Source organism: Pseudomonas sp. GW821-FHT09C10 (genome assembly GCF_059418085.1).
This window is the reverse complement of sequence record NZ_JBWKPE010000009.1, coordinates 267083-289855: the sequence shown is the minus strand read 5'-3', so window position 1 is coordinate 289855 and position 22773 is coordinate 267083. Positions and strand designations below refer to the sequence as shown.

The following is a 22773-nucleotide window of genomic DNA, read 5'->3' as shown; positions in this document are numbered from 1 at the left end:
ATGACTGAATTGATTCGTGTCGAAGACCTGCGCGTGGTCGCCTGTGGCGAGCGCGGCGAGGTGGAAATCGTCAAGGGCGTGAGCTTTGCCCTGAAACAAGGTGAAGTGCTGGCGTTGATCGGTGAGTCCGGCTCGGGCAAGACCACCATCGCCCTGGCCTTGCTGGGGTATGCACGGCGCGGCTGTCGCTTGTCCGGCGGCGTGGTGCAGGTCGGCGAGCACGACATGCTCGCCCTGGGCGAACACCAACTGCAAGGCCTGCGCGGCAACCGTGTGTCCTATATCGCGCAAAGCGCCGCCGCCGCGTTCAACCCGGCGAAAAGACTCATCGACCAGGTCATCGAAGGCGCACTGATCCACGGCCTGGGCACGCGCGCCGAGCTGTACGCCAAGGCTATCGGCCTGTTCCGCGACCTGGCGCTGCCAGGCCCGGAACGCATCGGCCAACGCTACCCGCACCAGGTCTCCGGCGGGCAGCTGCAACGGGTGATGGCGGCGATGGCGCTGATCAGTGAACCGCTGCTGGTGGTGCTCGACGAGCCGACCACCGCCCTGGACGTGACCACCCAGATCGACGTGCTGCGCGCCTTCAAACGCGTGGTGCGCGAGCGCGGTGCCACGGCGGTGTACGTGTCCCACGACCTGGCGGTGGTGGCGCAAATGGCCGACCAGATCGTGGTGCTCAACGGTGGTCAGATCCTCGAGCAAAGCGCCACCGCACCGTTGCTTAACGCCCCGGCCCACGCCTACACCCGCAGCCTGCTGGCCGCCGCACGGCCCGACACCACCATTCGCCCGCCCTGCGGCGTCGCCGGGGAGGTTCCGCTGCTGACCATCACCGGCCTCACCGCTGGCTACGGCAACAAGAACCTGCATGGCATGCCGTCGATTCGGGTCCTTGAAGACATCGACCTCACCGTGCGCCGTGGCCAGGCCATCGGCGTGATCGGCGAGTCGGGCTCGGGTAAATCCACCCTGGCCCGGGTGGTGGCGGGGTTGTTGACCCCGGCCCTCGGCGGCCTGGCTTTCGACGGGCAACCCTTGGGCGGCAGCCTCGCCGAGCGCACCCCGGAGCAATTCCGCCGGATCCAGATGGTGTTCCAGAACGCCGACACCGCGCTCAACCCCATGCACAGCGTGGCGGCCATCATCGGTCGACCGTTGAAAATGTATTTCGGCCTCAAAGGCACGGCGCTGCAAACCCGGATCGGCGAACTGCTCGACCTGGTGCGCCTGCCCCGGGACCTCGCCGAACGGCGCCCGAATGAGCTGTCCGGCGGGCAAAAGCAGCGGGTCAACCTGGCCCGCGCGCTGGCGGCCAAGCCCGACCTGATCCTCTGCGACGAAGTGACCTCGGCCCTCGACACCGTGGTGGGTGCGGCGATTCTCGAACTGCTGCGCGACCTGCGCCAGCAGCTGGGGGTGTCGTACCTGTTTATCAGCCATGACATTTCCACCGTGCGCGCGCTGTGCGATGACATCGTGGTGATGTACAGCGGCCGCAAGGTCCAGGCCGGCAGTCGCCAGGCGTTTGCCGAGCCGCCGTTCCATCCTTACACCGACCTGTTGATTCACTCGGTGCCCGAGTTGCGCCAGGGCTGGCTGGAAACCTGCGGTACTGCAGGCGACACGCTGCCGGCGCTCGGCGAGCGGGCCAATGGGCCGCAGCTGTGCACCTTCCTCAATCGCTGCCCGGTGCGCGTCGACGGCCTGTGCAACCGCACCGCGCCGCCGCGCCGCCGCCTTGACGACGGTGGTGAAATCCTTTGCCACCACGACAGCGCCCATTTGCTGGATACCCAGCAGGGCGTCAACACCCTCACTGTGGGAGCCTATGCATGAACGCGCGTTTTGTGAGGCTGGCCGAACAGGGCCGGCCGACGGTCAGCCTGACCGTGGATGGCGCCGCCGTCCAAGCCCTGCAGGGCGACACCTTGATGGTCGCGCTGCTGACCCAGGGCAACGCGCTGCGCCAGTCGGAATTCGACAGCGGCCGCCGCGCCGGTTTCTGCCTGATGGGCGCGTGCCAGGATTGCTGGGTGTGGACCCGCAGCGGCGAACGCCTGCGCGCCTGCTCCAATGAAGTCCGTGACGGGCTGGATATCGTTACCACACAACCGGAGGCGACATGGCCACTGCACGGGTAGTTATTGTGGGCGCCGGACCGGCCGGGGTGCGCTGCGCCGAAACCCTGCTGGCGGCCGGGATCAAACCGATCCTGATCGATGAAAACCGCCGCGACGGGGGCCAGATCTATCGGCGTCAGCCAGAAGGCTTCACCCGCGACTACGCGACCCTGTACGGCAGCGAGGCCGCCAAGGCCCAGGCGCTGCACCAGAGTTTCGACCGCCTGCGCGACGCCATCGACTACCGCCCCGACACCCTGGTGTGGAACCTCACGCCAGGGCAACTGTGCTGCGTGAGCCAGGGCCGCCACACCACGGTGGATTACGACGCACTGATCCTCTGCACCGGCGCCACCGACCGCCTGATGCCCATCGAGGGCTGGCAACTGGCGGGCACCTACAGCCTGGGCGGGGCGCAGATCGCGTTGAAAAACCAGGCCGTGTCCATCGGCCATCGCGTGGTGTTCATGGGCAGCGGGCCGTTGCTGTACCTGGTCGCCAGCCAGTACGTGAAGGCCGGCGCCGACGTGGCGGCGGTGCTCGACACCTCAGCCTTGAGCCTGCGCCTGAAAGCCTTGCCCAAACTGCTGGCGCGGCCTGGCGTGCTGTTCACGGGGATCAAGCTATTGGCGCAACTGTACCGCGCCAAGGTGGCGGTGCACCTCGGGGTCAAGCCGCTGCAAGTGATGGGCGACGCGGCCAACGGCGTGAGCGGTGTGCGCTTTACCACTGGCAACGGGCAGGCCGTCACGGTGCAGGCCGATGCCGTTGCGCTGGGTTACCACCTGCGCCCGGAAACCCAGCTGGGTGACCTGGCCGGCTGTCGCATGGCGTTCGATGAGGCATCGAGCCAATGGTGGCTGGCCACGGATGACGCCGGGCGCACCTCGGTCAAGGGCGTCTACGCGGCCGGCGACGGTGCGAAAATTCGCGGCGCCGATGCCGCCGAGCATGCCGGGCGCCTGGTGGCGCTGGCGCTGCTGGAAGACCTGCAACACCCGGTGGACACCGGCCTGCGGGATGAGCAACAGCAGGCCCTGGCGGTGATGGAGCAATTCCGCCTGGGCCTGGCCCAGGCGTTCCCGTGGCCGAGCGAACAGGCCAAGGCGTTGCCGGACAGCGCCATCGTGTGCCGCTGCGAGATGATCAGCGCCGGCGAGTTACGGCGCACGGTGAAGGAGAAGGGCGCCTGCGAAGTCAATCGCGCCAAGGCGTTCAGCCGCGTGGGCATGGGCCGTTGCCAGGGGCGTTATTGCTCCCAGGCCGGGGCCGAAGTGATCGCCGCCGCTGCCGGCGTGCCGGTGCAGGCGGTCGGGCGCCAGCGCGGCCAGGCGCCGGTCAAACCGTTGTCGATGCTGATCACCGAGGAGGTCTCGTCATGAGCGTGCAAAAAGCCGATGTGGTGATTGTCGGCGGGGGGCTGATGGGCTCGGCGACCGCGTTTTTTCTGCGCCGTCGCGGGCAGTCGGTAATCCTGCTGGAGCGCGACCAGATCGGCCAGTACGCCAGTGGTGTGAACTTCGGCAATGTGCGCCGGCAAGGGCGTTTCCTCGGCCAGCTGGCCTTGGCTAATCGCTCCTGGGCGCTGTGGAAGCGCCTGCCGGAACTGATCGACGACGACCTGGAATTCATCCCCAGCGGGCATATGCGCGTGTGTTACCGCGAAGATGAAATCGCCGAGCTGGAGGCCTATGCCGCCGCACCGGAAGCGCAACAACTGGACCTGAAGATTTATCGCGGCGCCGAACTGCATCAACGCTTCGGCTTCCTCGGCCCGGACGTCAAGGGCGGCTCCTATGCGCCCCACGACGGCCATGCCAACCCGCGCCTGGCCGCACCGGCGTTTGCCCGCGCCGCCCGGCGCCTGGGCGCGCAGATCGAAGAACGCACCGAAGTGGCCGAGGTGCAGAAGGTCGGCGCCGACTTCCAGGTCACCACCACCGACGGCCGCCAGTTCCACGCCGCGCAACTGTTGATCACCGCCGGCGCCTGGGGCCAGAAGCTCTCGGCGCAGTTCGGCGAACCGGTGCCGCTGGACACCCACGGCCCGCAAATGGCCGTCACCGAGCCGGTGCCTTATGCCTTGCCCACGGTGATCGGCGTGTACACCAAGGTGCCCGAAGAGGTGATCTACTTCCGCCAGATTCCCCGGGGCAATATCGTCATCGGCGGCGGCTACCGCAGCAAGCCGGATATGCTCAACCGCCGCGCCTACGTGGAACCGCGCAGCATCCTCAACCAGGTCAGCCAGATGCGCCGCCTGCTGCCGGGCGTCGGCAACCTGAACATCATCCGCGTGTGGAGCGGCATCGAAGGCTACCTGCCGGACTCGCTGCCGGTGATGGGCCCCAGCGGTACGGTCGACGGGCTGTTCTATGCCTTCGGGTTCTGCGGCCACGGTTTCCAGCTGGGCCCGGGCGTCGGCGATGTGATGGCCGAACTGCTTGCCACCGGCAGCACCAGCACCCCGATCGAGCCGTTCTCCATCACCCGGTTCGCCCCATCTGCCGAGCAACGGAGCCAGGCCTCATGAAACCCCGCGTATTGGCGATTCTGAAACAGCTGATGGCCTTCGACACCGTGTCATCGGCGTCGAACATGGCCTTGATCGAGTATGTGCGCGACCTGCTGCTGAGCAAGGGCATCGACTCGCTGATCGTCAAGGACCCCAGCGGCAAGAAAGCCAACCTGTTCGCCAGCACCGGGCCCAGGGAACAGCCCGGCGTGCTGCTGTCCGGGCACACCGACGTGGTGCCGGCGGCGGGGCAGGCCTGGACCTTTCCCGCCTTTGCCGCCACCGTGCAGGACGGGCGCATTTATGGGCGCGGCAGCTGCGACATGAAGGGCTTTATCGCCCTGGCCATCGACGCCATGCTGGATGCCGCCGACCACACGTTGAACCGCCCGCTGCAACTGGCCCTGTCCCATGACGAAGAAATCGGCTGCGTCGGCGTGCGGCGCTTGCTCGACGTGCTGCACCTGGCGCCGGTGCGGCCGTTTCTGTGTGTGATCGGTGAGCCGACCAACATGCAGTTTGTCCTCGGCCACAAGGGCAAGGGCTCCTACCGCACGTACTGCCGAGGCCAGGAGGCGCATTCATCCCTGGCGCCGCGCTCGGTCAACGCCATCCACGTGGCCTGCGACTTTATCGCCGCCCTGCGTGACAGTCAGCAGCAGTTGCAACGCCATGGCGCCCAGGACAACGACTATGACGTGCCCTACAGCACCGTGCATGTCGGCCAGATTATCGGCGGCAAGGCGCTGAATATCGTGCCCAACCTGTGCACCCTGGACTTCGAAGTGCGCAACCTGCCGGCCGACGACCTGGACGCGTTCCTGGAGCAGATGCGCGAGCGCGCCGAGGTGATCGTGCGTGAGGCGCAGAAGCTGTCCAGCGTGGCGGCCATCGAGATCGAAACGATCAACGTCTATCCTGGCCTCGACACCCATCCCAGCGTCGAGGCGGTGCGCTTTCTCAAGCAATTCGCCGCGCCGGGCACCGGCACTTCCAAGGTCTCGTTCGGCACCGAAGGCGGCCTGTTCAAGCAGCGTCTGGACGTGCCGGTGGTGGTGTGCGGGCCGGGCTCCATCGAGCAGGCGCACAAGCCCGACGAGTTTATCGAGATCAGCCAGATGGACGCCGGCGAGCGCTTTTTGCAAGGCTTGCTCGGTTCGCTGACGGCCTAGCAGAGCCTGCCGTCCTGGGCGCAATTTCAGCACGCCACGCTGCTTTAACCGCGCTTTCGGCATCCTCGTTTGCGGTACCTCCCTAGACTGGAGCGTGTCTCGGATCAGGACTCGACCATGCTCAAGAATCGCTTGCAAGACCCCAGCCTGCTGGCTGAACTCGCCTACGTAGATGGCCAGTGGATCGCTGCCGACAGCGGCGCCACCCTGGACATCCGCGACCCGGCCACCGGCCACTTGATTGCCCAGGTGCCGGCCATGGACGCGGTGGACACCCGCCGCGCCATCGAAGCCGCCGAGCGTGCCTGGCCTGCCTGGCGCGCCCGCCCGGCCGCCGAACGCGCGGCGCTGCTGGAGCGCTGGTACCAGGCGATGATCGACAACCTCAATGACCTGGCGCTGATCATGACCTGCGAGCAGGGCAAACCGCTGAACGAGGCCCGTGGCGAAGTGCGCTACGGTGCCGGTTTCGTCAAATGGTTCGCCGAGGAAGCGCGCCGGGTCTACGGCGAAACCATGCCCGCGCCCAGCGGTGATCGGCGTTTGCTGACCCTCAAGCAACCGGTGGGCGTATGCGCCGCCATCACCCCGTGGAATTTCCCCAACGCGATGATCACGCGCAAATGCGCACCGGCGCTGGCCGCCGGTTGCCCGATCATCGTCAAACCCTCGGACCTCACGCCGCTGTCGGCCCTGGCCCTGGCGGTGCTGGCCGAGCGCGTGGGCATTCCGGCCGGGGTGTTCAATGTGATCACCGGCTTACCCGCCGGCATTGGCGAAGAGCTGACCGGCAACCCGGCGGTGCGCAAGATTTCCTTTACCGGTTCCACCGCGGTCGGCCGCCTGTTGATGCGCCAGAGCGCCGAGCACATCAAGCGCTTGAGTTTGGAACTGGGCGGCAATGCGCCGTTTATCGTGTTCGACGATGCCGACCTGGAGCAGGCGGTGGCCGGGGTGATGCTCAGCAAGTTTCGCAACGCCGGGCAAACCTGCGTTTGCGCCAACCGTATCCTGGTGCAGGACGGTATCTACGCGCGTTTCGCGGCGCGGCTGGTGGAAGAGGTGGGCAAGCTCAAGGTCGGCAACGGCCTGGACGACGGCGTGACTATCGGCCCGCTGATCAACCCCGCAGCGGTGAACAAAGTCGCGCGGCATATCGACGATGCCCTGAGCCAGGGCGCCCGGCTGCTGTGCGGCGCCGTCCCCGGCGGCGACAGCCAGTTCGTGCAGCCCACGGTACTCGGCGATACCCACGCCGGGATGTTGCTGGCCAATGAAGAAACCTTCGGCCCGGTGGCACCGCTGATGCGCTTTACCGACGAAGCCCAGGCCCTCGCCCTGGCCAACGCCACCCCGTACGGCCTGGGCGCCTACTATTTCACCCAGGACCTGCAGCGCTCCTGGCGTTTTGGCGAGGCCCTGGAGTTCGGCATGGTCGGGCTCAACACCGGGATCATCTCGATGGAGGTCGCGCCGTTCGGCGGCATCAAGCAATCGGGACTGGGACGCGAGGGCAGCAAGTACGGTCTGGACGAATACCTTGAAGTCAAAGCCTTCCATATCGGCGGCTTGAACTGAATTTTTGCGAGGCATGCACCATGAGCAAGGCATTCAGAATCGCCGCGATTGCCGGCGATGGCATCGGCAAGGAAGTCTTGCCCGAAGGGCTGCGGGTACTGGAGCAGGCCGCCAGGATCTGGCACCTGGACCTGAGCATCGAAGTGCTCGACTGGGCCCACTGCGATTACTACCTGGAGCACGGGCAGATGATGCCCGAGGACTGGTTCGAGCAGCTCAAGGGCTTTGACGCGATCTACTTCGGCGCCGTGGGCTGGCCGGACAAAGTCCCGGACCATATTTCCCTGTGGGGCTCGCTGCTCAAGTTCCGCCGCGACTTCGACCAATACGTGAACATCCGTCCGGTGCGCCTGTTCCCCGGCGTGCCGTGCCCGTTGGCCGGGCGCGCGCCGGGGGACATCGACTTTGTGGTGATCCGCGAAAACACCGAGGGCGAATACTCCTCGGTGGGCGGCAAGATGTTCGAAGGTACCGAGCATGAATTCGTGCTGCAGGAATCGGTGTTCACACGACGTGGGGTTGATCGCATTCTCAAGTTTGCCTTCGACCTGGCCAAGACCCGCCCGCGTAAGAAGCTGACGGCGGCGACGAAGTCCAATGGGATTTCCATCAGCATGCCTTACTGGGATGAGCGCACGGCGTTGATGGCGGCGAACTATCCCGAGGTGACGTGGGACAAGCAGCACATCGATATTTTGTGTGCGCGGTTTGTGTTGCAGCCGGACCGGTTTGATGTGGTGGTGGCCTCGAATCTGTTTGGCGACATTCTGTCGGACCTGGGGCCGGCGTGTGCGGGGACCATCGGGATCGCGCCGTCGGCGAACCTGGATCCGGAGCGGCGGTTTCCGTCATTGTTCGAGCCGGTGCATGGGTCGGCGCCGGATATCTATGGGCGGAACATTGCCAATCCGATTGCGATGATCTGGTCGGGGGCATTGATGCTGGACTTTTTGGGCAATGGGGAAGGGCGGTATCGTGCGGCGCATGATGGGATATTGCGGGCGATTGAGGCGGTGATTGCAGAAGGGGTGGTCACGCCGGATCTGGGGGGCCGGGGATCGACTCAGGATGTGGGATTGGCCATTGCGAGTCGGTTGGCTGAGGCGAATTGATCAACGCGCGGCGGCCTTATAGCCGATCGGCGTTCTGCCTGGTGTACTGGGTTAAAAATGTGGGAGGGGGCAAGCCCCCTTCCACCGTTTGATCTGCATGTATCAGGTAAACCTTGGCCTGCTCTTGCGGCCTTGGAACCGACGGCCTTGGAACCGACTGCCTTGGAACCGAATAGGTACTCAATACCCCCGCAACCGATCCACCTCACCCACCATCTCCTCCCCCCGCTCAAACCGCCGAATATTCTCCAGCAACACCGCAAACGCACTCTCCGGCTGGGTCATCGCCGCAATATGCGGCGTCAACAACACCTGCGGATGCCCCCAGAACGGATGCTCCGGTGCCGCCGGCTCTTCCCGCAGCACATCCAGCACCGCCCCACCCAACTGCCCACTCTCCAACGCCTCGAGCAAATCCTCTTCAACCAGGTGCCCCCCACGGCCCATATTCACCAACCCCGCCCCCCGTGGCAGTTGCGCAAACAAGCGCCGGTCCAGAATTCCCTGGGTCTGCTCCGTCAACGGCAACACGCACAGCAAAATATCGCACTGGCTGAGAAACGCCGGCAGTTGCGCTTCCCCCGCATAACACTCAACCCCCGGCACCTGGTGCGCACTGCGCGCCCAGCCGGACAGGGCAAAGCCCAGCGGTGTCAAGGTCGCCAGGATCTGCTTGGCCTGGGCACCCAACCCCATCACGCCCACGCGCCGGTTCGCAGCCGGCTGCAGCAGGTGCGCCTGCCAGCAGCGCGCCACCTGCTGCTGGCGGTAGCGCAACATGTCGCGGTGCAGGCTGAGCACCGCCCAGCTGGCGTACTCGCACATGCCGCGGGTGATGCCCGGGTCCAGCAGGCGCACCACCGGCAGGCCCGCAGGCAGGCGATCAAGGTCCAACTGATCGACACCGGCCGACAAGGCGAACAACACCTTCAGGTTGGGCAGCACGCGGGCCAGATCTTCCGGTGCCTGCCAGGCGGCCAGGTAGTCGACCTCGGCGGGGTTGCCGAGGTCGGGCCAGGTGCGCCATTCGATGTCCGGCGCGTGTTGGGCAAAGAGTGCCTGCCAGTGTCGGCCGCGCACCGGGTCAGCTTTGTAGAGCAAGGCCATGGGCATTTCCTGCTGGATAAACGGAAGCATCATCATCGCCCAAAGCCCGGCGCAGGATCTGTTGAAACGCGGGGCGAAAACAGTTGATCCGAATTTCTCACGGGGCAAGTTCGGCGTAGTTGGTTGCCCGCAGGCCGTACTCTGGACTGCATCGCAACCACCTTCCGGTTGCCGGACTCACGATGGGAAATGCCATGAATAGCAAAGTCGACGAAACCCCTCATTTGCTCCGTCAGCGCGAGCAGTTCGTGCCCCGTGGCCTGGTGACCGCGCACCCGCTGGTGATCGACCGCGCCCAGGGCGCCGAATTGTGGGACGTGGATGGCAAGCGTTACCTGGACTTCGTCGGCGGTATCGGCGTGCTCAACATCGGCCATAACCACCCCAAGGTGGTCGCCGCCGTGCAGGCTCAGTTGCAGAAGGTTTCCCATGCCTGCTTCCAGGTGGTGGCCTACCAGCCTTACCTCGACCTGGCCCAGCGCCTGTGTGAAATGATCGGCGGCCAGGAAGCCTATAAAGCGGCGTTTTTCACCTCCGGCGCCGAGGCGGTGGAAAATGCGGTGAAGATCGCCCGCGCCCATACCAATCGCTCGGCGGTCATTGCCTTCCGTGGCGGTTTCCACGGGCGCACGTTGCTGGGCACCACGCTCACCGGCATGAGCCAACCCTACAAGCAGAACTTCGGGCCGTTTGCGCCGGAGGTGTTCCACACCCCGTACCCGAACGCTTATCGCGGCGTGACCAGCGACATCGCGCTCAAGGCGCTGGATGAGTTGCTGGCGACCCAGGTAGCGCCGGAGCGGGTGGCCGCGATCATCATCGAACCGGTGCAGGGCGATGGCGGTTTCCTCACCGCACCCCCTGAGTTTCTCCAGGCGCTGCGAGCGTTGGCCGACAAGCATGGCATCGTGTTGATCCTCGACGAAATCCAGACCGGCTTCGGTCGCACCGGCACCTGGTTCGGTTTCCAGCACGCGGGCATCCAGCCCGACCTGGTGACCGTGGCCAAGAGCCTGGCCGGCGGCTTGCCGTTGTCCGGCGTGGTCGGCAAGGCGCACATCATGGATGCACCGCTGCCCGGCGGGCTGGGCGGCACCTACGGTGGTAATGCGCTGGCCTGTGCGGCGGCGCTGGCGGTGATCGACGCGTTCGAGCAAGAGCAATTGCTGGCACGCAGCCAAGTGCTGGGCGAGCGCCTGCGCCAGGGGTTGCTCGATTTGCAGGCGCGCTACTCGCGCATCGGCGATGTGCGCGGCACCGGCTTTATGTTGGCGATGGAGTTGATCAAGGATGACCCGGCCCGCACCCCGGATGCCGACCTCAATCAACGCCTGATCGATGCAGCCCGGGCCGGTGGTTTGCTGGTGATCAAGTGCGGGGTACATCGCAATGTGCTGCGCTTCCTCGCGCCGTTGGTGACCAGCGAAGCCCAGGTCGACGAAGCGCTGGAAATCCTCGACGGCGCCTTGGCACGGGTCTTGAACTGAGGCTGTGCCCGCTACGGGCCAACTGCGGCATTGGAGGCTTGACCCCACATGGGACTGACAGATTATCGAGCGTTGCTGATCGATTGCGATGAAGTGCTGGTGGATCGCGATTCAGGGGTGTGGGCGGCGTTGCAGCCGCTGCTCGACAGCCGTGGCGGGCAGCCGGCCAAGGATCAGGTTCTGGCCGAATTCAACACGCAGGTTGCCAGGCTCTACCCGCGTTTCGCCGAGCTGGGCTTCAGTGGCGTGTTGTGTTTTGCCCATCGCCAACTGGCCGAAAGTTGGGGGCTGCACGCCAGTTGGGAGGAGGGCATGAGCTTTGCGCGTTCGGCGGGCAATTGGTCGTTGTTCGAGGATGCGCCGGGGGCGATGCTGTACCTGCGCAAGTTCTACCGTTTGCTGGTGCGTGGCGACCGTGATGCCGAGGACCGCGGGGTGTTGTGCGAGCGATTGGGGATTGCACCGGAAGATTTCATTTCCCTCGCCGAAGACCCGCAATGGCTCACGGACCGAGGCGCGCAGCTGCAACCGGTGCTGCATGTGACGCGACCGTCGGTCGGTGCACACGGGGCGCTGGACCGCTGTTTGATCGGCCGCCACCGGGCGCGGCAGCCTTCGCCTTGTGCGGCGGAGTACTGCATCAACAGCATGGCGGATCTGGTGGCGCAGCATCAGCTGTCTTTACGGCGCTGATTTTGCTAGAAGATTGTCTTACAAACGGCAGTCAAGAGGTACGTGATGGAAGGGCAAGTCAAGCTGGACCGGATCGACATCAGTATTCTGGTTGAACTGCAAAAAGACGGGCGGATGACCAATGTCAGCCTCGCCGACGCCGTGGGCCTGTCCGCCAGCCCCTGCCTGCAACGGGTCAAGCGGCTGGAATCGGCCGGGTATATTTCCAGCTACAAGGCGCACTTGAACCTGGCCAAGATCACCGACTCGGTGACGGTGTTTACCGAGATCACCCTCAGCGACCATAAACGCGAAGACTTTGCCAAGTTCGAATCGAATATCCGCCTGGTGGACGAGGTACTTGAGTGCCACCTGATCAGTGGTGGCTACGACTATCTGGTGCGTTTCATGACCCGCAGCATCCAGCACTATCAGGAAGTGGTCGAGAGCCTGCTGGACAAGAATATCGGTATCTCCAAGTACTTCAGCTATATCGTGATCAAGTCACCGGTGCTCAAGGATGGCGTGCCGTTGCGCAAGTTGCTGCGGCACTGACCCACGCTCGCTTTCCTGTGGGAGGGGGCTTGCCCCCGATGGCGGCCTCTGGGCCGACCATTTTTTTGGATTGGACCGGGTACATATCCGTTGCTGCGGTAACGGCCACTTAGGGTTTCGCTCTTACAGCGACTCACTTTTGGAGAGGCCCAAAAGTAAGCAAAAGGCCTTCGCCCCACCACTCGGCACCTCGCCCAGGCTCGGTGTGCCCGTAATCCGACAGTGATTTGGGGGGCCGCCGCCACGCGCCATCCATGGCGCGGGGCGGCTAAACCGGCATCCCTGCCGGTTTACCCCCCAAATCACTGTCGGATTACGGCCAGCGTGGTTAACGGGGCGCCTGAGATCAAGATCAAGATCAAAAGCAAGATCAAAAGCAAGATCAAGGGCGGCTCGCTTCGCATCGTGGTTACTGTTGGCGGCTACGACGTTGTTAGATAGCTATGCCCCGACGGCGGTCTTTCAGCTGACCCCGCTTTATGGGGTGAACCGGTTCAAATGTGGGAGCTGGCTTGCCTGCGATGCAGGCACCTCGGTACATCAGGTACACAGCCTTGCGCAGAGCGTGGGAACGATCAACGCTCACTGCTTTTGCACCCCAATTGGACACGCCCCCCCGTAGTCTTGGCTAAACGCCTCATCTCGACGCAACCCGCATAAAACACTTTTTCGGGCCCTTAAACAGTGGTCTGCGCCGATCCGTGGGTGCAATTCGGCGAAAAACGCAAAAGGGCCTGCGCTGTAATGCTCGCAGAGTGAGGGAGCGCAGGGTTGTGCGGTGTTTTCCAGCCGCGACAGCCTTGGGTTGAACACCACCAATCGGAGCGAAAAAAATGCGAATGAGCAACGCAAAAGCACTGTTGGGTTATGGCGCGTTCATGTTGGCAACCGCCAGCGAGGCGCATCAGATTTGGTACGAACAACTTCCCGGTCAGCCCTTGGCCTTGTACTACGGGGAATATGACAAGAACGTGCTGGAGGTCACGCCGGGGGGAATGGACCGGTTCAGGCAACTGCGGGCGTGGTCGATGGCCGACCGGTCGGCACCGCTGCAACTGAGCCTGCAGCGCCAGGCGTTCCTGCTGGCGGAGCAGCCCGGGCAAGAGGATTCGCTGCTGGCGCAAGACCTGCACTATCCGATGTTCGATGTGCAGGAAGGCGGCAAGACCTTGAAAGCCGCCTGGACCCCGGCCACGCGTTGGGTCGGTGACCTGCGGGCCCGTAGCCCGGAGCTGACCCTGGATATCGTCCCCACCGGCGTTGCCGATGCGGGCGGCGCGCAGTTCCGGGTGTTCTACGCGGGCAAGCCGCTGACGGGCCAGGAAGTGATGCTGGAAACCGCCTCCGGTGAAGTCTTCAAGCAGCGCAGCGATGCCGCCGGCAACGTCAGCTTCGCGCTGCCCTGGCAGGGCACTTATGTGGTGGCCGTCGAGTACCAGGACAACAGCCCTGGGGAGCGTCTTGATCCGGCGGGCAAGCCCGAGCGGTTTGACGTCAAACGCTTCAGTTCGACGTTGTCGTTCCACCGCCAGCAAGGCCAGGCGCCGTTACCTCGCGCGCCGTCGCAACTGCCGGCATCGGAAGTCGCCAGGCTGAAAAAGTCAGCCTGATTCATTGCCTCCTTCATGAGTGATTGATATGACCCTTTCTTCAGGATTGGCCGGTCAGGCGGGCACTGTTGCGCCGACGCTTGCCCGCACGAACGTCACGGTGGCCACGCGCATGCTGGCTATCGATGCGCTGCGTGGTTTTGTGATGCTGTTGATGCTCATCGACCATGTGCGCGAAACCTTCTTGCTGCACCGGCAGGTCACCGACCCGATCGATGCCTTGAGTGTCACCCCGGACCTGTATTTCACCCGTATGCTCAGCGAGATCTGCGCCCCGGCGTTTATCTTCCTGACGGGCTTGTCGGCCTGGCTCTACAGCCAGAAACACAGCGCCCGCGAAACCTCGGTGTTTTTGCTCAAGCGCGGGCTGTTCCTGGTGTTCCTGGAAATCACCTTCGTGTGCTTTGCCTGGAACGCCGAGTTCCCACCCAAGACGTTGTGGCTGCAAGTGATCTGGTGTATCGGCCTGTGCATGATCGTGCTCGCCGGTTTGCTGCACTTCAAGCGCGCCTGGCTGATCGTGCTGGGGGTGGCGATTGTCGCTGGGCATAACTTGCTCGACGGCGTGACCGTCGGGCCGGAGTCGCCGTTCTTCGTGCCCTGGTCGATCCTGCATCAGCGGGTATTTATCGACATTACCGAATTCACCCGCGCCCGCACGACGTACCCGATATTGCCGTGGATCGGTGTGATCCTGCTGGGCTGGGGCATCGGCCCGTGGTTTGGCAAGGCAATGCCGTCGGCCGAGCGTATCTCGCGCCTGGTCAAGCTGGGTGCAGGCCTGCTGGTCGCGTTCGTGTTTATCCGCTATCTCAATGTGTATGGCGAGAAACCCTGGGTGCAGACCGGTGATGCGCTGCGCACCTTCATGAGCTTCATGAGCGCGAAGAAATACCCGCCGTCGCTGATGTTCCTGATGCCCACCCTGGGCCTGTCGCTGCTGCTGTTGGCACTGTTCGAGAAGTGGCAGGCCCGCTGGGCTACTGCGACCCTGGCGATCTACGGTGGGGCGCCGATGTTTTTCTACTTGCTGCACCTGTACGTGCTCAAGGCCATGTACCTGGTCGCGCTGGCGATCTGGGGCGCCAACCAAGGCACCTACTACGGTTTTGACGACCTGCCGATGGTGTGGTTGTGGAGCGTGATACTCGGGGTGTTGCTGTTCTTCCCGACACGCTGGTTCGCCGACCTCAAGCAGCGTCGTCGCGACATCGCGATGCTCAAATACCTCTGACGGAACCAACGGTGTTCTGCGCCCTGCGGAACACCTTTGCCTGACACGTTCTGGAGTCAAACCGTGAAGATGCTATCGACCCGCACCCTGCTATTGGCACTGGGAGGGCAGAGCCTGCTCGCCTTCGCCGCCGAACAAGACACCGCCAACGGCTTTATCGAGGACAGTCAGTGGAACCTGCTCAACCGCAGTGTCTACGACCGCCGCGACTACCAGCATGGCGCCCTCAGCAACGGCGCACGCAACGCCTACAAACCTCGATCCCAGCGCAGCGACCTGGCGGAAGAATGGGCCTATGGCCTGATGGCTGACTACACCTCGGGTTTCACCACCGGCACCCTGGGTTTTGGCCTGGATGCGCACGTTTACTCCGCCTGGCAACTGGACAGTGGCGGTGGGCGCGCCGGGAAAGCCCGGCTATTGGCGGTGGACAATGACGGCCACCCCAAGGACCAGTTCAGCCGCGGTGGTGCGGTTGCCAAACTGCGTTTTTCCTCAACCGAATTGCGCTACGGCGAGCAGCGGGTGAAAACCCCGGTGTTTGCCTCGTCCGACAGCCGCTTGCTGCCCGAAACCGCGACGGGATGGTGGCTGACCAGCCGCGAATTGCCGGCCACCACCCTGTTCGCCGGGCACTTCAATGAGAGCACCGACCGCAACGCCAGCAGCCATGACCGAGGGTTTGTCGTCAACTATTCCAACGGCAAACAAGGCGATCGCTTTGACCTGGTGGGCGTGCGCAATACCGCAATCAAGGGGCTGAGCGCCAGCGTGTTCAGTGCTGTCTATGAAGACACCTGGCGCCAGCATTACCTGGGGGCGGTCTACACCCGGCCGCTGTTTCCCGGCCAGGCACTGACCGTTGACCTGAACCTGTATCGCACCCAGGACACCGGCAAGGCGTTGTCGGGGCGCATCGATAACACCACATGGAGCCTGCTCTCGACCTATCGGCTCGGCGCCCACAGTGTGGGCGTGGGCTATCAGAAAGTCAGTGGCGACACGCCGTTCGACTACGTGACGCGCGGGGCGATTTACCTGAGCAACGCCGTGGCGCTGTCCGACTTCAACGCTCCCCGGGAAGCCTCGTGGCAGGCGCGCTATGACCTGGACCTGGCGGGCCATGGCATGCCCGGCCTGAGCCTGGCGGCGTTGTATGTACGTGGCAGTGGCATTGACGGCCGCCACATGGATCCTCGCGGCGGCTACCAATGGCTTGGCTACGGTGATGGGGGCAAGCACTGGGAACGTGACCTGCAGGCACGCTACGTGGTGCAGTCCGGTGTCGCGAAAAACCTCGCCTTTACCCTGCGCCATGCCGTGCACCGGGGCAATGCGGCCCAGGCGGAGCTGGATGCCAACCAGATCCGCCTGGCGGTCGAGTACCCGTTGGGCGGGCGCTTGCACTAGGTCGGCGTTACTCCTGCAACTGCAACGCCTGCTGCTTGAGCTGGCGTTTCTGCGCGAACGGCAGCTTTTCATCATCCCCATAGGGCGCGCTGTACCAGTTGCCGTAAGTCGGGTTGGGCAGCAAAAACCAGCGCTGCCCGAGCCAGTTCACATAGGGTTCGACGGCCTTGCGCTGGGCCTCGAGGGTGTTGCGTTCGGCCTGGACGAAATCCCCCAGGGAATCACCGGCCATCAACAGCACGCGAGCCTGGCTGGCGACCCATTGGCGGCGGCAGTTTTTGCCGTAGCCGGCGCTTTCGCAGTGCCCGGTAGGCGTGCTGGCGGCGAGCACCTGTTGATTGCTCTCCACCGGAAAGCCGCGCAGGCGCAGGTTGGTCACCGTGGCCGCGACCTGGCGGTGTTCGCGGTTGGTCAGGTAGTAAACCGTGATGCCTTTTTGCTTCGCCGCTTGCAGGAACGCCACGGCACCGGGAAGGGCCTGGGCCTTGGCCTGGTCGACCCAGGTGTTCCAGCGGTCGTAGCCATACACCTGGTTATGGATGACGTCGCGGGCATTGAGCGGCACGTTGTCCAGCAGGGTTTCGTCAATATCCACCACCACCGCCGGTGGCAGGCCGCTCAGGTTGCGGGGCGGGAAGGGCAACGCGTCCCAGCTGGGATCGGCCAGGGCCACGTCGAGCTGGCGGGTGGCGTTGGCGAACACCTGGCGATAGATCAACTCGTGTTCGATGGAGGTCTGGGTCCAGAGTACGGCGTCGAGCTGGTCGTTGGCCGGCGGCGTTTGTTGGCAGCCTGCCAGCAGGCACAGGCTGGCGAAGATCAGGGGTCGCATGCAGAGGTCTCGCAGGGAAAGGGCGCGTGGGCCGCACCTTAGCCTAATCCCGCGTGGATTCACCACATTGCGAAATGTTTCGCCGGATGCGAAACTGACGTAATTGTGAATACTTATCATCTAGCGCCAACCTTATCGCCGGCCCCGCGCATCCTGATCATCGAGGATGACGTGGAGCTGTGCACGCACCTGAGCAACCATTTGAGCCGTCGCGGCTTTGCCTTGAACAGCACCCATTGCGGCGACCAGGGTTTGGACCTGGCGCTGCATTCGCCGGTGGAGCTGATCCTGCTGGACATCATGCTGCCCAATGAAAGCGGCCTTAACATCCTTGCACGCCTGCGGCATGCGCGCGGCACCCCGGTGATCCTGATGTCGGCGCTGGGCGCCGAGCAGGATCGCATCACCGGCTTCAGCCAGGGCGCCGATGACTACTTGCCCAAGCCGTTCAGCCTGGCGGAACTCGATGTGCGCATCGATGCCTTGCTGCGTCGCGTGGCGATTGATTGCGGGGTCGCGAAACCGCTCGCCCGGCATTCCACATCGGGACTGGACAGCGACGCACGCGATTTCACCTGTAACGGCCGCGCCGCCGGGCTGACGGCTTCGGAATTCCGTCTGTTGTGCACGCTGCACGCACACCGGGGCGAGACGCTGAGCAAGGCTTTCCTCTACCAACAGGTGCTGCATCGCCCCTACACCCGCCTGGACCGTGGCCTCGATGTGCATGTGTGCAACCTGCGCCGCAAGCTGGCGGCCATCGATGTGCAGGGTATTCGCATCGACGCGGTGCGCCATCAGGGCTACGTGCTGCTGTGCGACAGCGCCTGATGCCGCGCCGTCATCCGCTGCTGTGGAAAATGGCGGCGCTGCAAGTGTGCTTCTGCCTGCTGCTGGTGTGGCTGGTCTGGAGCTGGGGTTTGCAGGTGGAGCGCAACACCTACTTTCTGGAACAGCCGGATCGCATCGCGCTGGCTGCGTATGCCGCCGAGGCGGAACAGCTGGCGGCCAGTGGCGATGCCCAGGCGCTGGAGCGCTGGCGACTGGCGTTGCAGCAGCGCGAGCACACCTGGGTCGCGGTGCTGGATGACTACTTGCACAGTCTGGGCACCACGCCGCTGACGGCCGAACAGGTCGGCCACCTGACTTTCATGCGCAAGCTCAGTTGGCCGATGAGCAAGCGCCTGGACGATGAATTGCCATACGTCAGCATCGCCTTCCCCCAGCACCCCGAGCGCGGGCGGCTGGTGATGCAATTGCCGGAGCGCCTGTTGCCACCGGGCCTGACGCCCTGGACCCATGTGTTGAGCCACGGCGTGGTACCGGTGCTGTTGGCGCTGGGCCTGGGGTTGCTGCTGTATCGCCATTTGGTACAGCCTTTGAACGAACTGCGTGAGCGCGCCAACGCCTTGAGTGCCGGCGACCTCGAGCCCCTGGCCAGCAGCCGCGTGACCCAGCGCCCGGACGAATTGGGCGAGCTGGCACGCGCCTACGAACACATGGCGGGGCGCCTGCGCCAGAGCCTGCACCAGCAACGGCAATTGCTGCGCACCCTGTCCCATGAAATCCGCACACCGTTGGCACGCTTGAAGATCGCCAGTGAAAGCGGCCTGTCGCCGGCTCAGCTGGAGCAGCGCCTGGGACGGGAAGTGGAGGAGATGCGCCGGCTGGTGGACGACTCCCTCAACCTGGCCTGGCTCGACACCGAAAAACCGCGCCTGGAAGCTGAAACGGTGGTGGTGGCCTCGGTGTGGGAAGCGCTGGTGCAGGACGCGCATTTCGAAACCGGCTGGCCCCTGGATGCGCTGGTCTGCGAGCTGGACAGCGCCTGCCAGGTGCACGTGCACCTCAACAGCTTTGCCCAGGCCCTGGAAAATATCCTGCGCAATGCCATCCGCCACTCGCCGCAACACGCCGTGGTGCGCTTGAGCGGCGAGCGTGACGGCGACAGCTGGTGGCTGGTGATCGAAGACCAGGGGCCGGGCGTGGCCGGAGGCGATCTTGAGCGCATCTTCGAAGCCTACCTGCGCCTGGATGGCACGGTGGGCAGCGGTTTCGGCCTGGGCCTGAGCATCGCCCGGCGCGCCATCGAACTGCAGCACGGCCGGCTGTGGGCCAGCCAGGGCACTCAAGGTCTGCGCATGAACCTGCGCCTGCCCGCGGCGAATGTTTAGAAAGTTAATGTTCTTTACTCGCAATTGCATCTGATTATCATCGGCGATCTTTGATGGCCCACCGCTATCGGTCGGGCTGACGTTTGGAGATCCGCGCATGTTCCGCTTGTCCCTGCTTGCCGTGAGTATTTGCAGCCTGTTGCCCGCCAGCAGTTTCGCGGTTGAAACCGAAGCCCCCGCGCAGATGGAGCTGCCGACCCAGACGGTACTGGGCACCGCACAGGAAGAGATCAAGCAGATGCCCGGCGTGTCGATCATCACCGCCGAAGACATCAAGAAACGCCCCCCGGCCAATGACCTCTCGGAGATCATCCGCACCATGCCTGGCGTCAACCTCACCGGTAACTCCAGCAGCGGCCAGCGCGGCAACAACCGCCAGATCGACATCCGCGGCATGGGCCCGGAAAACACCCTGATCCTGGTGGACGGCAAGCCGGTCAGCAGCCGTAACTCGGTGCGTTACGGCTGGCGTGGCGAGCGCGACAGCCGTGGTGACAGCAACTGGGTGCCGGCTGACCAGATCGAGCGCATCGAAGTCATCCGTGGTCCGGCGGCGGCGCGTTACGGCAACGGCGCGGCAGGCGGCGTGGTGAATATCATCACCCGGCAACCGGGCAGCGAAACCCACGGCTCGGCGACGATCTACCACAACTTCGCCCAGCACACGGCCGAGGGTGAGACCGAGCGCATGAACTTCGGCCTCAACGGCCCGCTGACCGACACCCTCAGCTACCGCGTGTACGGCAACATCGCCAAGACCAATGCCGACGATGCCGATATCAACAGCGGCCATGAGTCCGTGCGCACCGGTAACCAGGTCGGCACCTTGCCGGCGGGGCGCGAAGGTGTACGCAACAAGGACGTCAACGGGCTGCTGAGCTGGCAGTTCACCCCCGAGCAGACGCTCGACCTGGAAGCGGGGTTCAGCCGCCAGGGCAATATCTATACCGGCGATACCCAGAACACCAACAGCAATGCGAATGTGAAGAGCATGCTGGGCCATGAGACCAACATCCTCTACCGTGAAACCTATTCGGCCACCCACCGTGGCGAGTGGGATTTCGGCAGCAGCCTGGCCTACCTGCAATACGAAAAGACCCGCAACAGCCGCATCAACGAAGGCCTGGCGGGCGGCACCGAAGGCATCTTCGCCAACACCGATTTCTACACCACTGTGCTGCGCGACCTGACCGCCCACGGCGAGGTCAACCTGCCGCTGCACGCCGGTTTCGAACAGGTGCTGACCCTGGGCACCGAGTGGGTCGAGTCGCGGCTCGACGACCCGAGCGCCAACACCCAGACCACCACTGCCGGCGGCAGTGTCGCAGGGCTGACCAGCACCAACCGCAGCAGTACCTCGTCGTCACGCATCTTCTCGGTGTTCGCCGAAGACAATATCGAGCTGCGCCCCGGTACGCGCCTGACCCCGGGCCTGCGCCTGGACCACCACGACATTGTCGGCGACAACTGGAGCCCCTCGCTGAACCTGTCCCAGGTGCTCACCGACACGCTGACCTTGAAGGCCGGCATTGCCCGTTCGTACAAGGCGCCGAACCTCTACCAGCTCAACCCCAACTACCTGCTGTACAGCAATGGCCAGGGTTGCTATGGCTCGACCAAGAGCTGCTACCTGCAAGGCAATGCCGATCTCGAGGCCGAAACCAGCGTCAACAAGGAGCTGGGGATCGAGTACCGCAATACTGCCGGGGTGGTCGCCGGCCTGACGTATTTTCGCAACGACTACAAGAACAAGATCGAGTCCGGCCTGACGCCGGTGGGCACCGCTTCGGGCGGTTCGGGCACCACGGCCAACGCCAATATCTTCCAATGGGAAAACGTCCCCAAGGCACTGGTTGAAGGGCTCGAAGGCAACCTCACGTTGCCGTTGGCCGAGTCGCTGACCTGGACCAACAACTTCACCTACATGCTGCAATCGAAAAACAAACAGACCGGCGATGTGCTCTCGGTCACGCCCAAGTACACCCTCAACTCCATGCTCGATTGGCAAGCCACCGAGGCTCTGTCCCTGCAGGCCAGCGTGGCCTGGTACGGCAAGCAGACCCCGAAAAAGTACGATTACCACGGCAACCGTGTTACCGGCACCGGCAACAATCAACTGTCGCCCTATGCCATTGCCGGTGTGAGCGGCACCTACGCCATCAGCCAGCATCTGAGCGTTACCGCTGGCGTCGATAACGTTTTCGACAAACGCCTGTGGCGCGAGGGCAACGCCCAGGGGGTGAACAACATCGAAGGCGCGGGGGCGGCGACCTATAACCAGTCCGGCCGCACCCTGTACACCAGTCTGACGGCGTCGTTCTGATGGGGCGCGCGATCTTCCTTGCCTTGCTTGTCGCCCAGGGCGCCCATGCCAGGCCGGCACCGGACCAGTTGATGGACGCGCCGGTATTGCGCGAAGCCAGCGCCTACCGTTTCAGCACCCTGGAACTGGACTCCGCCGATGGTGCGCGGCACTACCGCATCTGGCTGGGGCAACCGCCCAAGGTCAGTGGCGCCAACCCTGTGGCGTACCTGTTGGATGGCAACGCGGCGATGGCGGCATTGGATACCGAGCTGTTGAATCGCCTGTCCCACCACCCGACGCCACCGGTGCTGGTGGCGGTGGGGTACGCCACGCCACTGCGTATCGAACGCAATGCCCGCACCTTCGATTACACACCGCAGGTGGGCGAAGGCATGCAACGCGACCCACTGACGAATGTGCCCAGCGGTGGGGCCGATCAGTTCCTCGACCTGCTCACCCGGCAGATCCGGCCCTTGATCAACCAGCGCCTCGCCGTGCAGCCTGCGCGCCAAGTGCTGTGGGGGCATTCCTATGGTGGGCTGCTGGTGCTGCACACCCTGCTGACACGCCCGCAGGCCTTTGATGAGTATGCCGCCGCCAGCCCCTCGCTGTGGTGGAACAGTGGGGTGATCGAGGCCGAAGGGCTGGGCTTGCAACAACGGCTGCAGGGCCGGCGGCCGAGGCTGTTGCTGATGCGTGGCGACGCAGAACCCGCCGGTCCGACGAGGTCGGCCACGCCGCAGGATGATGCCGCGGCCAAGCGATTGCTGGTCAGGCTGCAAAGTGTCGAGGGGCTGACTACCCGCTACCAGACCTTTCCCGGCCTTGGCCATGGCCCGATGTTACCCGCGTCGTTGCGCTATACCCTCGAACACCTGTAGGCG

The 22773-nt window shown here is 64.2% G+C and carries 19 protein-coding genes; 17 read left to right on the top strand and 2 right to left on the bottom strand.

The window, feature by feature from the left end; translation table 11 throughout:
• The 7 genes from AC07OT_RS18995 to AC07OT_RS18965 all read left to right on the top strand — a co-directional run bounded on the left by AC07OT_RS18995 (position 1) and on the right by AC07OT_RS18965 (position 8503).
• On the top strand, positions 1 to 1842 hold the full coding sequence (locus AC07OT_RS18995) for an ABC transporter ATP-binding protein (RefSeq protein ID WP_495108764.1): 1842 nt from the start codon (positions 1 to 3) through the stop codon (positions 1840 to 1842).
• Positions 1839 to 2147, top strand: a complete 309-nt coding sequence (locus tag AC07OT_RS18990; protein WP_065940275.1) for a (2Fe-2S)-binding protein — start codon at positions 1839 to 1841, stop codon at positions 2145 to 2147. Before AC07OT_RS18995 ends, AC07OT_RS18990 begins: the two co-directional genes overlap by 4 nt.
• Positions 2129 to 3508: an FAD/NAD(P)-dependent oxidoreductase gene (locus AC07OT_RS18985; RefSeq protein WP_495108763.1), complete on the top strand. Its 1380-nt coding sequence runs from the start codon at positions 2129 to 2131 to the stop codon at positions 3506 to 3508. Before AC07OT_RS18990 ends, AC07OT_RS18985 begins: the two co-directional genes overlap by 19 nt.
• Complete coding sequence (locus AC07OT_RS18980; RefSeq protein ID WP_115486990.1) at positions 3505 to 4659, top strand: NAD(P)/FAD-dependent oxidoreductase; 1155 nt, start codon at positions 3505 to 3507, stop codon at positions 4657 to 4659. The genes AC07OT_RS18985 and AC07OT_RS18980 overlap by 4 nt, the downstream gene beginning before the upstream one ends.
• Complete coding sequence (gene argE / locus AC07OT_RS18975; RefSeq protein WP_495108762.1) at positions 4656 to 5813, top strand: acetylornithine deacetylase; 1158 nt, start codon at positions 4656 to 4658, stop codon at positions 5811 to 5813. Before AC07OT_RS18980 ends, argE begins: the two co-directional genes overlap by 4 nt.
• Positions 5814 to 5930: 117 nt before the next feature.
• Complete coding sequence (locus AC07OT_RS18970) at positions 5931 to 7391, top strand: NAD-dependent succinate-semialdehyde dehydrogenase (protein ID WP_495108761.1); 1461 nt, start codon at positions 5931 to 5933, stop codon at positions 7389 to 7391.
• Positions 7392 to 7411: 20 nt separating this feature from the next.
• The gene (locus AC07OT_RS18965) at positions 7412 to 8503 is read left to right on the top strand and encodes a tartrate dehydrogenase (protein WP_495108760.1); all 1092 of its coding nucleotides are present in this window, start codon (positions 7412 to 7414) and stop codon (positions 8501 to 8503) included.
• Between the two features lie 180 nt (positions 8504 to 8683).
• On the opposite strand, the gene AC07OT_RS18960 is transcribed toward AC07OT_RS18965, so the two are convergent.
• Positions 8684 to 9610: a 2-hydroxyacid dehydrogenase gene (locus tag AC07OT_RS18960; RefSeq protein ID WP_495108770.1), complete on the bottom strand. Its 927-nt coding sequence runs from the start codon at positions 9608 to 9610 to the stop codon at positions 8684 to 8686.
• Positions 9611 to 9804: 194 nt separating this feature from the next.
• Between AC07OT_RS18960 and gabT the strand changes: the two genes are divergently transcribed.
• The 6 genes from gabT (at position 9805) to AC07OT_RS18930 (ending at position 16578) form a co-directional block, all read left to right on the top strand.
• On the top strand, positions 9805 to 11097 hold the full coding sequence (gabT, locus tag AC07OT_RS18955; RefSeq protein WP_065926966.1) for a 4-aminobutyrate--2-oxoglutarate transaminase: 1293 nt from the start codon (positions 9805 to 9807) through the stop codon (positions 11095 to 11097).
• 48 nt (positions 11098 to 11145) lie between these two features.
• Positions 11146 to 11790, top strand: coding sequence for an HAD family hydrolase (locus AC07OT_RS18950; protein ID WP_065940268.1), 645 nt, complete (start codon positions 11146 to 11148; stop codon positions 11788 to 11790).
• Between the two features lie 45 nt (positions 11791 to 11835).
• A complete protein-coding gene (locus tag AC07OT_RS18945) occupies positions 11836 to 12324 on the top strand; it encodes an Lrp/AsnC family transcriptional regulator (RefSeq protein ID WP_010449292.1) in 489 nt (162 codons plus the stop codon).
• Between the two features lie 839 nt (positions 12325 to 13163).
• Complete coding sequence (locus tag AC07OT_RS18940) at positions 13164 to 13934, top strand: DUF4198 domain-containing protein (protein WP_495108759.1); 771 nt, start codon at positions 13164 to 13166, stop codon at positions 13932 to 13934.
• Between the two features lie 28 nt (positions 13935 to 13962).
• Positions 13963 to 15168, top strand: a complete 1206-nt coding sequence (locus AC07OT_RS18935; RefSeq protein WP_495108758.1) for an acetyltransferase domain-containing protein — start codon at positions 13963 to 13965, stop codon at positions 15166 to 15168.
• Positions 15169 to 15237: 69 nt separating this feature from the next.
• Positions 15238 to 16578, top strand: a complete 1341-nt coding sequence (locus AC07OT_RS18930) for an OprD family porin (protein ID WP_495108769.1) — start codon at positions 15238 to 15240, stop codon at positions 16576 to 16578.
• A gap of 7 nt (positions 16579 to 16585) precedes the next feature.
• Here AC07OT_RS18930 and AC07OT_RS18925 read toward each other — a convergent pair whose 3' ends face one another.
• Positions 16586 to 17410, bottom strand: a complete 825-nt coding sequence (locus tag AC07OT_RS18925) for a 5'-nucleotidase, lipoprotein e(P4) family (protein WP_495108757.1) — start codon at positions 17408 to 17410, stop codon at positions 16586 to 16588.
• A 105-nt stretch (positions 17411 to 17515) separates the two neighbouring features.
• On the opposite strand from AC07OT_RS18925, the gene AC07OT_RS18920 reads away from it, so the two are divergent.
• The 4 genes from AC07OT_RS18920 (at position 17516) to AC07OT_RS18905 (ending at position 22770) form a co-directional block, all read left to right on the top strand.
• Positions 17516 to 18241: a response regulator transcription factor gene (locus tag AC07OT_RS18920; protein WP_081744477.1), complete on the top strand. Its 726-nt coding sequence runs from the start codon at positions 17516 to 17518 to the stop codon at positions 18239 to 18241.
• Positions 18241 to 19584 (top strand): HAMP domain-containing sensor histidine kinase, encoded by a 1344-nt coding sequence (locus tag AC07OT_RS18915; protein WP_141155518.1) that lies wholly within the window; start codon positions 18241 to 18243, stop codon positions 19582 to 19584. The genes AC07OT_RS18920 and AC07OT_RS18915 overlap by 1 nt, the downstream gene beginning before the upstream one ends.
• 97 nt (positions 19585 to 19681) lie before the next feature.
• Complete coding sequence (locus AC07OT_RS18910) at positions 19682 to 21907, top strand: TonB-dependent siderophore receptor (protein WP_065940263.1); 2226 nt, start codon at positions 19682 to 19684, stop codon at positions 21905 to 21907.
• Positions 21907 to 22770 (top strand): alpha/beta hydrolase, encoded by an 864-nt coding sequence (locus AC07OT_RS18905; protein ID WP_495108756.1) that lies wholly within the window; start codon positions 21907 to 21909, stop codon positions 22768 to 22770. The genes AC07OT_RS18910 and AC07OT_RS18905 overlap by 1 nt, the downstream gene beginning before the upstream one ends.
• Positions 22771 to 22773 lie beyond the last annotated feature (3 nt).